General features: G+C 36.9%; 13 protein-coding genes. 2 read left to right on the top strand and 11 right to left on the bottom strand.

Features of this window, described 5'->3' with window-relative positions:
- Positions 1–330: 330 nt before the first annotated feature.
- The 8 genes from REI64_RS10585 to mdh form a co-directional block, all read right to left on the bottom strand.
- On the bottom strand, positions 331–1,257 hold the full coding sequence (locus REI64_RS10585; protein ID WP_308850090.1) for a bestrophin family ion channel: 927 nt from the start codon (positions 1,255–1,257) through the stop codon (positions 331–333).
- Between the two features lie 31 nt (positions 1,258–1,288).
- On the bottom strand, positions 1,289–1,789 hold the full coding sequence (locus REI64_RS10580; RefSeq protein ID WP_308850089.1) for a hypothetical protein: 501 nt from the start codon (positions 1,787–1,789) through the stop codon (positions 1,289–1,291).
- Between the two features lie 106 nt (positions 1,790–1,895).
- On the bottom strand, positions 1,896–3,257 hold the full coding sequence (locus REI64_RS10575) for an ATP-binding protein (protein ID WP_308850088.1): 1,362 nt from the start codon (positions 3,255–3,257) through the stop codon (positions 1,896–1,898).
- A complete protein-coding gene (locus tag REI64_RS10570; protein ID WP_308850087.1) occupies positions 3,258–3,935 on the bottom strand; it encodes a response regulator transcription factor in 678 nt (225 codons plus the stop codon).
- Positions 3,936–4,105: 170 nt separating this feature from the next.
- Positions 4,106–4,639, bottom strand: a complete 534-nt coding sequence (locus REI64_RS10565; protein WP_308850086.1) for an SRPBCC family protein — start codon at positions 4,637–4,639, stop codon at positions 4,106–4,108.
- Positions 4,640–4,698: 59 nt separating this feature from the next.
- Positions 4,699–5,361: a peptidoglycan recognition family protein gene (locus REI64_RS10560; protein WP_308850085.1), complete on the bottom strand. Its 663-nt coding sequence runs from the start codon at positions 5,359–5,361 to the stop codon at positions 4,699–4,701.
- Between the two features lie 79 nt (positions 5,362–5,440).
- Positions 5,441–5,866: an aspartyl protease family protein gene (locus REI64_RS10555; protein WP_308850084.1), complete on the bottom strand. Its 426-nt coding sequence runs from the start codon at positions 5,864–5,866 to the stop codon at positions 5,441–5,443.
- An 86-nt stretch (positions 5,867–5,952) separates the two neighbouring features.
- The gene (gene mdh, locus REI64_RS10550) at positions 5,953–6,891 is read right to left on the bottom strand and encodes a malate dehydrogenase (RefSeq protein ID WP_308850083.1); all 939 of its coding nucleotides are present in this window, start codon (positions 6,889–6,891) and stop codon (positions 5,953–5,955) included.
- Between the two features lie 636 nt (positions 6,892–7,527).
- Between mdh and REI64_RS10545 the strand changes: the two genes are divergently transcribed.
- Together REI64_RS10545 and REI64_RS10540 are read left to right on the top strand one after the other, a co-directional pair.
- Positions 7,528–7,803, top strand: coding sequence for a hypothetical protein (locus REI64_RS10545; RefSeq protein WP_308850082.1), 276 nt, complete (start codon positions 7,528–7,530; stop codon positions 7,801–7,803).
- 145 nt (positions 7,804–7,948) lie between these two features.
- Entirely contained in the window at positions 7,949–8,536 is a 588-nt protein-coding gene (locus tag REI64_RS10540) for a porin family protein (protein WP_308850081.1), read from the top strand.
- Positions 8,537–8,807: 271 nt separating this feature from the next.
- On the opposite strand, the gene REI64_RS10535 is transcribed toward REI64_RS10540, so the two are convergent.
- The 3 genes from REI64_RS10535 to REI64_RS10525 form a co-directional block, all read right to left on the bottom strand.
- On the bottom strand, positions 8,808–9,728 hold the full coding sequence (locus REI64_RS10535; protein ID WP_308850080.1) for a YihY/virulence factor BrkB family protein: 921 nt from the start codon (positions 9,726–9,728) through the stop codon (positions 8,808–8,810).
- 382 nt (positions 9,729–10,110) lie between these two features.
- On the bottom strand, positions 10,111–11,241 hold the full coding sequence (hppD, locus tag REI64_RS10530) for a 4-hydroxyphenylpyruvate dioxygenase (RefSeq protein ID WP_308850079.1): 1,131 nt from the start codon (positions 11,239–11,241) through the stop codon (positions 10,111–10,113).
- 85 nt (positions 11,242–11,326) lie between these two features.
- Complete coding sequence (locus REI64_RS10525; RefSeq protein WP_308850078.1) at positions 11,327–12,493, bottom strand: homogentisate 1,2-dioxygenase; 1,167 nt, start codon at positions 12,491–12,493, stop codon at positions 11,327–11,329.
- Positions 12,494–12,860: the final 367 nt, after the last annotated feature.

The following is a 12,860-nucleotide window of genomic DNA, read 5'->3' as shown; positions in this document are numbered from 1 at the left end:
CCTTCAGGGAAACCAGATTTGTTGCTCTAGATTTTTAATCGACTTAAAATATTTTCCATTCGTTGTAATGGCAAAAAGGCTGAAGGCCTTTTCATATGTTAGCCTAAGCCAACGGCTTGGGCTATGATGAATTAGCGACGCAATCGCCCTGAAAGGGCAGCATATAAACGCAGATTTATAGTATCTCTAGTGCATTAACACGACAGGTAGATTCAAATATGAATCTCCATATTTGCGATACGCCGATAATTAAAAAAATAACCCTCGCTGTATTACACAGCTAAGGGCTAACTATTGAAATCAAAAACAACACTAAGAAAATCTTAACCTCTATAAGATATAGTATGATCCTACTGGGGCCATATCTACATGAGCTTTGTCTTCGAAGAGTTTATTGTCATCTAGCATCTGGCATAAATCTTTCTCGATTGTTCTGCAGATGGTAGTTGTAGGGGTGTCGGTTGGTTTGTTTTCAAACGGATCCTGTAAATGCACAGCCATTTTTTCTACTAGGAGGAAAAACACCGAAATAGAAATCACTACTGGAATTTCCATAAAACCGAAATACTCAATTAAGCCGAATGGCAACATCATAATGAACAACACAATAGACATATGGATGTACTTGCTATACGTAACCGGGAAAATAGTTTTCTTGATACGCTCGCATCCACCCATGTGATTACAAAGTGCATTTAAGGTTTTATCCAACTCAATTTGTTGATATTTGTTGATCCAACCTTCTTTAAGTGCCTTCTTTAAATCCATAGCGTGTAGTTCTAACAATGCCACAGTGACATTGTTCTGCTTCTTTAAGTAAGCATACTCTTCTGGATCTAAATACCTATCCAAACCCTTAGAAGAACTGTGTCCCCTTAAAGATTGGCTTAACGCATAGCACCAAGCAATTTGCCTTTTGATAAACCTGTTTTTAAAAGCTTCTACCTCTTCGGGTGCGTACGGACTGTCTACAAACGACATGATCTGTCTGGCTAAAGACCTCGAGTCGTTTACAATTGCTCCCCATAAAATCCTGGCCTCCCACCATCTATCATAGGCTTGATTAGACCTAAAGGCTAACAAAAGCGATATAATGGTACCTAGTAAAGCTGGTACGGCGATTGGGATGGATATTCTGGTGAAATGAAAATTTTGGTACAGGACAACTACCGCTACTGCGTACAGCACAACAAAAAACAGCTCCTGTTTAATTTTCCCAAATATGTAGGTAATCGGTATATTTTTACGTAACAGCATGATATTGGGTTTTTAATTTAAATAACAATTATTAAGCTGATACAGCTTCTGCGGCTCTTTCTGGCTGTATTTTGGTGTCGAAAAGCTCTTTTTCTTTAGCAATCACCTCGGTGTCTAACTCTAATACTTCGCATCCACAACGGGCGGTTAAGTACTTAGGGTCAATACTGTATTTATTGATAGGAGAGAAGTTGTAATTTTTAGGATAAACAACTAAATCAATCTCTAAGCCATCAATTAGGTTTCTGAAAGCAGCTGTAGTGCTTCCGTAGAAAAACTCAACTCCTATACCTTTAACTTTCTTTTGATACTTAAAAGTGTAAGCATCTATTTTCTGATTAAACTCGTCACTAATTTTTTCATAGTCTTTGCTTCTTCTACTTAGCATCAACATATCAGTAATAGAGTCGGATAATTTAAAAGCGTGCAAAAAGACAACGGTTACTTCTTCTAAACCTGGGTGTAATGCGATGGCGTCAATAGTTTTAATGCTTTCTACATTGAAATCGGTTGGAACTAATATTCTTTTCATAACCCTTAATATTAAATTTTTAACTAATTATTTAATACAAAACTAGGGTGTTGATATTATAGCCGCTTAAGAAATAGATTAGAATGAGATTAGAATTTCAAATGTCTTAATTAATTGGAAGCATGACCTTTATTTCCGAGCCCAATCCTTCCTGAGATTTGATGCCAATACTGCCGCGATGCAACCTGATGATATTCAGTGATAAAGGAAGTCCTACGCCGTAGCCCTTAAAGTTACTCGTATTGGAGGCTCTAAAAAATGGTTCAAATATATGTTGTATATCGTCTTGCGGAATGCCAATACCTTGATCTATTACGGCAATGGATAAAATGTTGCCATTACTTTCTAATTTTACCACCACAGGTTTAAAATCCGAATACTTACAGGCGTTGCTTACAACGTTTGTTACGGCAAGTTTCAGCAGGTTTTTGTTAGCCTTTAATGTTACTGCAGCTTCGTCTTCGGGCAGTTTACTTAAATCTAGCTCAATTTTACTTTCAGGATGTACCTGATAAACCGCTTCTTTAATTTCCCAAAGCAGTTCGTCAATTCTAACTTCTTCCCTCGGCTGCACCTTTCCATTAAAGCCAGATTGTGCCAAACCTAAAAGACTGGTTAAAATATGTTCTAATCTATCGGCCTCTAATTTAATTTTTTCTAGTGCAGCTAAGTGTTCCTTCGAACCCATTTCTGCCTTTGCTGCCAATTCTACTTCTCCGCTAATGATGGTTAGTGGGGTGCGTAACTCGTGCGAAGCATTGCTGATGAAATTGTTCTGCGTTTCAAAAGCAGTTTCCAATCTGTTTAGCATATTGTTGAAAGTTTGTGCCAAATCAGACATTTCATCGCCACCGTAACTCTTTACATCTAATCGTAGGTGTAGGTTCTCGGCCTTGATCTTCTTCATGCTTTTGATAATGTTTCGCAGTGGATCGAGGGTATAGTTAGAAAATTTCCAGCCTACAAGAAATGATAATAAAACCGAAAGGAAAAAACCGGCTATGAGTATTTTTTGCAGGTCCTTGAGCTCTCTGAAACCGTAGGGGTCGTTCGCAGCAATAATTACGATGTAGCCCGCACCTCCAATATCAAAATATTTTCCGGCATAAAAATGATTTTCCTTACGGTAACGAGCCATTTTGCCTTCTTTTATACGTTGGTAAAAGCTCTTAGGTAGAGGGTCGTCTGTGCTGATATTTGGATGGGTGTTGGTATCAGCTTTAATAACGTATTCTTTTTCTGAAGGTAGATGTTCTAAATACTGAGCACGCATTTTAGCGTAGGCATCGTTATTTTCATCCTTAACCAATTTAATTTGTGCCGCAATGTTTACCCTTGCCTCTAACCGTCTATAAAAATCTTCGAAAGCAAATTCATTAGAAAAATACCAAACAAAACCGCTTAATAAAGAAATGATAACGGCCGATAGGATGGCAAACAGTAAAGTTATTTTTTTGGCTATTTGCATTTAGGTTTCTTTCAGTACATAACCTAGCCCAACGGCAGTATGTATCAGTTTTTGGTCGCTGTTTTTATCTATTTTCTTGCGGAGATAATTCACATATACATCCACCACGTTGGTACCCAGATTAAAATCTATATCCCAAACGTTTTCTAAGATATCAATTCTTGATAAAATTTTAGCTTTATTTTTTGCCATGAATTCTAGTAGGCGATATTCTGTAGCAGTGAGGGTGATTTCGTCATCTGCTCTTTTTACACTTTTTGCCGTAAGGTTAATTTGCAAATTGCCAATATTGATAATCTGATCTGGGCTAATTGCACCATTAAATCTCCTCAATAACATTCTAATGCGTGCAAACAATTCTGCGAATTTGAAAGGTTTAATCAAATAATCGTCGGCACCATTATCTAATCCGTTTACTACATTTTCTGTAGTGCCCAACGCGGTTAGCATAATAATAGGCACGTTCGGTTTTTCCTTTTTGATGATTTTACACAGTTCTAAACCATTAATGCCAGGCAGCATAATATCTAAAATAATGAGGTCGAAATGATTTCCTAAAGCCATTTTTTCTCCTGTAGTACCGTCTGGAGCTACACTTACGCTAAAGCCCTCTGCAGAAAGACCCCGAACTACAACCGATACAACATTCGGCTCATCTTCAACTAGTAATAAATTCATTGGAGGGCAAGTAGTTTAAAAAAAAGCAGATTAAAAAATAATATGATAAAATAGACGTGAATTTTACTGTTTTTTAACCAACAACAGACAAAAGCAAAATGTTTGCTCACCTAAAATAAAAATAGCCCTGTTTTTAATTACAGGACTATCTTAGTTAATGAGTTAAGTTTTTATTTTTTCTCCGACATTTCTTTCAGAGATTTTAAACCATCTTCAAAGTCTTTTCCAAGTGTTTTATCCATAATTCCAAAAGCGCACATCCATTTACTGAAGATGTTATTTTCCCCACTTATAGTCCATGTAACTTTAGTAGAGTCACTTTCTTTACTCAAGTTGAATTGTGTTTTAGCAGCACTTTCGAAAGGCTCAATAAATCTCATTGCTATTTTGATTTCCTCCACTGGTTTCACTGCTTCAAGCCTCATCTCTCCTTCACCAGCTTTTTCACCTTTCCAATGGTACGTGTGACCAGCTTGTTCAGGAATTCCGGTAATTTCTACCTTTGCTTTTGGATCCATTTTAGACCAAGCATTCCACTGTAAGAAATTATTTAAGTCTGCAATGTTTTTGTAAACAACTGTATCGTTTGCGGCAATGTTGGTTGTTCTAGTTACCGAAAAAACTTTTGGAAGAAATAAGCCTCCAATTAGAAAAATGGCGATAAATACAACGATTACCACCAGAAAAATTTTTAGAAATTTCATTTTTATTTTGTTTGATTAAAATAAAGTTAAAGAAATTTATTTCGAACCAACAAGAATATTTATTGGGCTGGTATTCCTTTTAAGGCTAGGTCTTTTAGGTTAGTTCTAATTCTTCGCATAAAATCTACACCAGGGTCGGTTTTCCCTGTCTGATAATTCGGATTGGTTTCTTTCCAAAGTGGGGTGCCTTTAAACTTGGTATATTCGTAATGGCCAATCAAATATTCTATTTTGTATTTCTTTTGCAGGTATCTAACTAAATCCTCATTTGCTTTAAGTTGGGCGTCAGTCAAAGGAAAATCGGCGCTGCCCACATTCTCTACACCAATGGCACAGTAGTTTAAACCGATGACGTGGCGGGCAAAATAATTATCGGGCATTAAGCGGTAAATAGTTCCGTCTCTATCTACCATATATTGCGAAGAAGTATTTAAACTACTTACCGTTGCAATGTCTTTCCTATCGCCGTTAGGTAACTTAGATGGGTTAAAAGCATTAAATGTTGAAGAAAAAGTTTTAGCTGCGGTCCAGTGTAGTACAATTATTTTAGGTTGTATAGTTGGGGTTTCTTGCTCAATACCATGTCTTTGCTTTAGATACTCTAAGGAAAGTCTAATTCGGGTAGAATCGTAAATAATAGGTTTATCTATGATTTTGATTTCTTGGGCGACGGCTAAGAATGAGCTACAACAAAGAAGTATAAATAGGATAAGTTTTTTCATAGAATTAAATTTATATTGAAACCATTAAGAAGTTAAGATAAATTAAAAATGTCTTAATCTATTCATGTTGAAGTATCTCTTAGTCTTTATAAAACCTCAACACCATTTTCTTATAATCAATCTTACAGTTGTATTCTACTAAGATGTCGCCTCCAATAATGCCAGCAATAGCAGGTTGTCCCATTTGTAGGTAAGTGTCAGAAACGCTTTGTAAATCTATAGCTACAGTTTCATAGTTGGGTAATTTTAGCTTACCAATTTTTAATAGCGGAATGGTACCCACCAAAGTTGTTGCGCTACTGAAAATGGTTGCTGCTTGTTGTTCATCATTTTCTTGCAGGTCTTGTACGTTTGCCTCTAATAAAGCTTTATCAAACACAGAACGCGAAGCACCGGTATCTAGCACCGCAAAAAGCTTTTGTCCAAAAACAACAATTTCCACCAAAAGATGGAAACCGTTGTCTTGTAAGTTCACTAATATTAGGGGAACAGTAATTGTTCTCATTTCTAAGGTTAATCGTTTTAAGTGTTTAAAAGGTTAATAGCATCAAAACGATTAACCAATTAACCGGTTCATCAGTTAACCTAAATTTAAACCAACTTCATTTCTGCCAATACGCTGTTCATGTTGCGCACTGCATCGGCACTTTTGTTAAAAGCAGCTTGTTCCTTTTCGTTCAGTTTATAATCTATTATTTTCTCCCAGCCGTTTTTACCTACAATTACAGGTACGCCTAAGCAAATATCGTTTTGGCCATATTCGCCTTCTAAAGCAACGCAGCAAGTAAACAGTTTTTTCTCATCGCGAACAATAGCTTCAACTAATGCAGCACCAGCGGCACCAGGAGCATACCAAGCCGAAGTACCCAATAAACCGGTTAGCGTAGCTCCACCAACCATGGTATCGGCAGCAACTTTTTCTAAAGTAGCTTCGTCCAATAATTCGCTCACTGGCAAACTTTGGTAAGTAGCATATCTGGTTAATGGTATCATGGTAGTATCTCCATGACCGCCAATTACAAACCCTTGTAAATCGTTAGAATTACAGTTTAGCGCCACACTTAAATAATACTTGAAACGAGCACTATCTAACGTTCCGCCCATACCAATAATACGGTTTTTAGGTAAGCCTAACGATTTCAACGCTAAATAAGTCATCGTATCCATTGGGTTACTAATGACGATGATAATAGCGTCTGGAGAATATTTCAAAATGTTTTCTGCCACACCTTTTACAATACCCGCGTTAATGCCAATCAACTCTTCGCGGGTCATCCCCGGTTTACGAGGCAAGCCCGATGTAATTACAGCAACCGCCGAACCAGCCGTTTGGCTATAATCGTTGGTAACACCTTTAATTTTGGTGTCGAAACCTAACAAAGTTGCCGTTTGCATCATGTCAATAGCTTTACCTTCGGCAAAACCTTCCTTAATATCTAATAATACTAGTTCTTCTGCTAATTCTTTTCTGGCAATGTTATCTGCACAAGTTGCGCCAACGGCACCAGCACCTACTACTGTAATTTTCATGGTTCTATAATTGGTTTTTACTGAATAATAACTAAGCTTTTTGACTTGGTTCTAAGTAATTAATTGTGTAAATCCTTTAGCAATTTCACGAAACTAAGGTATAGATTTGTATTAGCTAAACAAATATTTTTTGCATTTCAATTGTCAAAAAAGAATATTTGAAAACTTACGGAAGTGGTTTTTGGCAATATCAGTCCCGCCATTCGCTTTACTTCTCCCGATAAAATCGGGATACGTGCTCGCTGCTGTCGGGTTTAATGAACTTAAACCTTTGCACAACATTTGCATACTAAACCCGGTTGAAGCGGAAATACTTTTTTGTACGTCATTTCGAAACCGAGTTAAGCATCTGTCTTCGATTTTTCCATGGTATGCTTGCATATAGTACAGGCTCCCTCGGGAGAGAAATCGGTTGTGATATGCGCTTCAGCTTCGAGGTTTCACGTAGGTTCTAAATGACGATGGAAGGTGCGCAAAAAAGATTTGAGCGTAAAACGGGGCTACAGTTCAAAAGTGCTTCCGTATTTGCTTTTCAATTAATTTTTTAAAATAATTTCTATTTCAACGAAAATTTTAGAACTATTTTATGCGTATATTGTTTAACTCTAAACTAATCTTCACTTAAATTCTTGGGTTATGAATATTAAAGAACTGTTACTAAATGGCAAGGCATTTTTGGCCCTTTTAAATGATTTTGCAATAGAAGCAAAAAATGTAATTATTCAAGACGAAGACATGCTTTTTTCGGGAACTAAAAACCCGAAAAATCCTATTCTTAAAGAAACTGTTTGTATAGAAGCTAAAAACGACGACGGAATTTTTAACTTTTTTGGTACCGTACATTTTAACCTGCTAGATAAATTGGCAGTCTTTGAGATGCAGGGGTTTGAAAAGGTTAATGCAAAAGCTTAAAAGTTTTTTAAAAATGAATATGGCCCTTTTAACTAAGGGCTAGTTTTTTATTGTCGTTTGGTATTCTTAAAAGGAGTAGATTTGAGGCGAAATAAATATAAAGTCCATCGCTATGTAGCGCTAAGCTTAAATTGAATTAAATATTATGAAACGAATTACATTAGTAGCATTTTTGGTTAGTAGTACATTTTTTGCGTTTGGGCAGGTATTACCATCTTTTCAGTTTGGATTAAAAGGAGGTTTTAACCTTTCTAAATTCAGTACTGAAAACACCTTTGCAAGTGATAACAAAGCGGGTTATTATGGTGGTATTTGGACGCGTATTGGCGCAGCTGGAATTCATTTACAGCCCGAATTATACCTTTCTGGGAAGAATACCACATTAAAAAATAATGCTGGTTTAGAGAATGACGTGAAATTCACCAGTTTAGATGTTCCGGTTTTAATTGGGACTAAAATTGGCGCAGCGGGCATTGGTTTTAGGTTAAATACTGGTCCGGTGGCTTCGTTTATTTTAAGTAAAGAGCAAACTTTTGAAGATGCCGCATCTGATATATTTGCTGGCAAATTTAAAGACCAGGCTTTTGCTTGGCAGTTTGGCACAGGACTAGATGTTGGAAAATTAAGCGTTGATTTGAGATACGAAATGGGCTTGTCGAAACTTAATGACGCGGGCTATCCCGATACTAAACTAAATATGTTCACTTTCGGCATAGGTTTAAGGCTATTTTAGAAATAATGAACTTTGATACTATATGAGGTTTGGTGTTAACACCAAACCTTTTTTGTTTATAATAGTTGGTGAATACACTAGCAATAAACTTAATATCTTGGTGTTTGTGTCTTTGTGGTTGAAATAAGAAACTGTTTAAAAATGAATAAATGTTTGACAGGTTGAGTTTGGTGAGGACACCAAACTCTAGCGGCTCACTATAGGTGGGTGTCCCCACCCGCCTAAGTATTTATTTTCATTGAAATTTAAACAGCTTCTTACGGTTGGGAGTTTAAATAATCTCCTTCAACTCGTAAGCGTGTGCACCTTTTAACGGGCGAATGTCTACGTGTTTTCTCTCACTAATTACCTTAATGAAACATGCCCCAAAGTAGAAAATCAGTGAAGAGTAAAATACAAAAAGCATCACTAAAATAATAGAACCAGATGCGCCATAAATGTTTTCGATGTTACTTAAAGGCAACATAATGCGAAGGATGTACTTGCCTATGTTAAACAATACTGCGGTTAATAAACCACCTTGTAATGCTATTTTCCAGCTTGGGCGGGCATTGGTTAAAAACCTAAAAAGGATAGTGAACCAAACCATTACAATGAGCGTAAAAACTGTCTGATTTAGAACCCAAACTAACCATTTTGCCACATTAGGTGCAGTGTCGTTTAAATAGGTGCCTACTAATGCTTGGATACTATCGGTTACCAAACCAACGAAGAACAGTATTCCCGCCAACAGAATGATAATCATAGACCTAGCTCGTATTTTTAGCGTAAAAAGAAAGCCGTTTTTTTCATCCTGACCAATATTCCAGATTTGCTCTACAGAATTTTTGATAACGTTAAATAGGGTAGTGGCCACGAAAATAAAAAACACAAAAGTAAGTATGGTCGCCCACCAATTATGGTCAATTCCACGGATGTTCTTTAAGGTATCCCTAATTTGTTCGGTACTGCTGGGTATTAAAATTTCGGAGATACGGTCGAATATGCGGGTTGCTAAAATCCTTCTATCAACAAAAAAGCCGAACAACCTAATTAAAATTAAAAGAATGGGAGGTATGGCGAAATTTGCAAAAAAAGCAGTAGCGCCAGCTAAGCGTAGAGGGTCGTTTTTTTGATATAGGACGAACGCTTTTTGTAGGTGATAACAAAAGTGAAAGAGCTTCGATTTTTTGATGGCTGCAATTTTTCCCATTAGCGAATTTCAAAAGTAACAAAATAAGCCTAAAGGATGTTTTTTATTCTCGTTTTTTAAGCTAATTGTACAATGACGTAGGAAATTTTTGCAAGTTTAAAAACCTTTTTGCAATAACGTGGTTATCTCTAGCAGACTAAAAACTTAAACTTATGAATAACTTTTTCAGAACAGTATTAGCAGGTTGGGGCGCTTGGAAATTGGGTGGTGGTTGTTTATCAACCATTGTAGTTTTTGTGGTGATTTATTATTTATTGGGACATTGTTAGTCCTAATGTTCGTCATTTCGATTGAGCGAAGCGAATAGAGAAATCTTTGAACTTTTTATAATAAACAAATCCAAAGATTTCTCGACTACGCACGAAATGACGGCAAGACTTAATTACAAATTTCCTCTCAAGGCTTGCTCACGCTCTAAACTTTCAAACAATGCTTTAAAGTTACCAGCACCAAAACTTTGTGCACCTTTACGTTGAATAATTTCGAAAAACAAGGTTGGTCTGTCTTCTACAGGTTTAGTGAAAATCTGCAGTAAATAACCTTCTTCATCACAATCTACCAAAATACCTAATCCTTTTAGCAGTTCAATTTCTTCATCAATTTCGCCAACGCGATTAGGCATCATTTCGTAGTAAGCTTCTGGTGGAGCACTTAAAAACTCTACACCTCTTTCTTTTAATAGTTTTACTGTTTTAACAATGTCTTTAGTAGCTACCGCGATATGTTGCACACCTTCGCCTTCATAAAACTCTAAATATTCTTCAATTTGAGATTTCTTTTTGCCTTCTGCTGGTTCGTTAATTGGGAATTTTGAGAAGCCATTTCCGTTGCTCATTACCTTGCTCATTAAAGCAGAATATTCGGTATTGATTTGCTTGTCATCGAACGAAAGGATGTTTACAAAACCCATCACTTCTTCGTACCATTTTACGGTTTCGTTCATGCGGTTCCAACCTACGTTACCAACACAGTGGTCAATATAAAGCAAACCAGCATCACTCGGGTTATAATCACTTTCCCATTTTTGATAGCCCGGCATAAACACGCCATTGTAGTTCTTGCGCTCAATAAACATGTGGATGGTCTCACCGTAAGTGTAAATGCCGCTCATTTTTAGCTCTCCGTTTTCGTCAGTTAACGTTTGAGGCTCTAAATAAGGTTTTGCGCCACGTTTAGTGGTTTCTTCAAAAGCGCTGTAAGCATCATCTACCCAAAGGGCTAAAACTTTTACGCCATCGCCATGCGTTTTTACGTGCTCGGCGATTGGATTGTCAGATTTCAATGCTGTAGTTAAAATCAAGCGGATTTTTCCTTGTTGTAAAACGTAAGATGCTCTGTCTCTTACACCAGTTTCTGGTCCGGCATAAGCTAACGATTGAAAACCGAAAGCAGTTTTGTAGTAATGTGCCGCCTGTTTAGCATTACCTACATAAAATTCTATATAATCCGTTCCGTTAATAGGAAGGAAGTCTTTTGCCTTAGCTATTTTTTCTGCAAATGTTTGTGTCGACATTTTGTTTGTGTGTTAATAGTTGTACTTTTTATGTTTTGCGTATGGCGTATGGCGTGTTATAACGCTCGTCGCTCAACGCTTACCTTTACTCTACGTTTACCTGCCAGCTTTTATGATAACTTTCATCTTCAATGGCAATGGCATCTTCAGTTAGCATTAATGGTCTAAAAGGGTCAATCATCACGGCAAGTTCTTCTGTACTTTCTTTGCCAATAGATTTTTCTACCGTTCCTGGATGTGGTCCGTGAGGAATGCCGCCTGGATGTAAAGTAATCTGACCTTTTTCTACGCTTTTGCGGCTCATAAAATCACCATCTACATAATATAAAACCTCATCGCTATCTACATTGCTGTGGTTATAAGGTGCTGGGATAGATAACGGATGATAATCGTATTTACGAGGTACGAAAGAACAAATTACGAAATTATGCCCTTCGAAAGTTTGATGTACGGGTGGCGGTTGGTGCAAACGACCGGTAATTGGTTCAAAATCGTGGATAGAAAAAGCCCAAGGATAGTGGAAACCATCCCAACCTACAAAATCAAAAGGATGCGTACCATAAGTGTAAGGGTACATAATACCTTGCTTTTTTATCAGCACTTTAAAGTCGCCAAGCTCATCAAAAGTTTGTAAGTTCTGCGGTCTTTTAATATCTCGCTCACAAAAAGGAGAATGCTCCTCTAACTGACCAAAGGCATTTCTGTAGCGTTTTGGCGTACGAATAGGGCTGAAACTTTCTACAATGAATAAGCGGTTTTTCTCATCGTTAAATTCCAATTGGTAAATGGTACCACGGGGAACAATCAGGTAATCGCCGTATTCAAAAGCAATTTCGCCGAAGCCAGTTTTTAATTTTCCCGTTCCTTCGTGAATAAAAATCACTTCATCAGCCTGACTGTTTTTGTAAAAGTAATCAGTCATCGATTTTCTAGGTGCGGCTAAAGAAATATGCAAATCGCTGTTTACCAAAACAGGTTTTCTACTTTTTAAATAATCATCCTCTGGATTAATCTTAAAGCCCAATAAACTGGTATGACGTAAATGCTTTTCACGAGCAATCTTAGGTTCTACGTTGTAAGGTTCACCCAATTCTTTAACAATAGTTGGCGGGTGACAGTGGTACACCAACGAGTACAAGCTCGAAAATCCTTCCGTAGAAACCAATTCTTCGGCGTATAAATCGCCATTTGGTTTACGGAAAACGGTATGTCTTTTAGGAGGTATAGTCCCTAAAGTGTGGTAAATTGGCATATAATACGGTTAATTTGGTTAGAATTAAATATAACGAATAATAACGGAAAGCGTTTGAAAGCGTTTTGGTAACGTTTTATAAAACGCTTGAGATAGATGTAGATTTATAAAGAATATTGCGCAAAAATCAACTTAGATAGCATCGCATATCGGTAAGCAGAAAATACTTCTGCTACACAATGGTTGTGATATGGGAAAATCTCGTTCATTTTGCTTTTGTAAAATTAGCTTTTTAAAGTCAATGTTTCAAACCTCATTTTTTCTCTTTTAAAAAAATACCACCTTAGACACCTTAGTTCACTTTAGAAATTACATTAATCTAAAATGTTCTTAAATGTCTTAGGTGGTAAAATAATAGACGTATCAT

The sequence above is a fragment of the Pedobacter sp. genome (assembly GCF_031119335.1).
GTDB lineage: Bacteria > Bacteroidota > Bacteroidia > Sphingobacteriales > Sphingobacteriaceae > Pedobacter.
The sequence above is the reverse complement of the archived record's forward strand: the minus strand, read 5'-3'. Positions and strand labels throughout refer to the sequence as shown.

Bases quoted from the DNA above. Each gene is read 5' to 3' on its own strand.
- REI64_RS10585 (WP_308850090.1), bottom strand. From the start codon at position 1,257: ATGCTGTTACGTAAAAATATACCGATTACCTACATATTTGGGAAAATT.
- REI64_RS10580 (WP_308850089.1), bottom strand. From the start codon at position 1,789: ATGAAAAGAATATTAGTTCCAACCGATTTCAATGTAGAAAGCATTAAA.
- REI64_RS10575 (WP_308850088.1), bottom strand. From the start codon at position 3,257: ATGCAAATAGCCAAAAAAATAACTTTACTGTTTGCCATCCTATCGGCC.
- REI64_RS10570 (WP_308850087.1), bottom strand. From the start codon at position 3,935: ATGAATTTATTACTAGTTGAAGATGAGCCGAATGTTGTATCGGTTGTA.
- REI64_RS10565 (WP_308850086.1), bottom strand. From the start codon at position 4,639: ATGAAATTTCTAAAAATTTTTCTGGTGGTAATCGTTGTATTTATCGCC.
- REI64_RS10560 (WP_308850085.1), bottom strand. From the start codon at position 5,361: ATGAAAAAACTTATCCTATTTATACTTCTTTGTTGTAGCTCATTCTTA.
- REI64_RS10555 (WP_308850084.1), bottom strand. From the start codon at position 5,866: ATGAGAACAATTACTGTTCCCCTAATATTAGTGAACTTACAAGACAAC.
- mdh (WP_308850083.1), bottom strand. From the start codon at position 6,891: ATGAAAATTACAGTAGTAGGTGCTGGTGCCGTTGGCGCAACTTGTGCA.
- REI64_RS10545 (WP_308850082.1), top strand. From the start codon at position 7,528: ATGAATATTAAAGAACTGTTACTAAATGGCAAGGCATTTTTGGCCCTT.
- REI64_RS10540 (WP_308850081.1), top strand. From the start codon at position 7,949: ATGAAACGAATTACATTAGTAGCATTTTTGGTTAGTAGTACATTTTTT.
- REI64_RS10535 (WP_308850080.1), bottom strand. From the start codon at position 9,728: ATGGGAAAAATTGCAGCCATCAAAAAATCGAAGCTCTTTCACTTTTGT.
- hppD (WP_308850079.1), bottom strand. From the start codon at position 11,241: ATGTCGACACAAACATTTGCAGAAAAAATAGCTAAGGCAAAAGACTTC.
- REI64_RS10525 (WP_308850078.1), bottom strand. From the start codon at position 12,493: ATGCCAATTTACCACACTTTAGGGACTATACCTCCTAAAAGACATACC.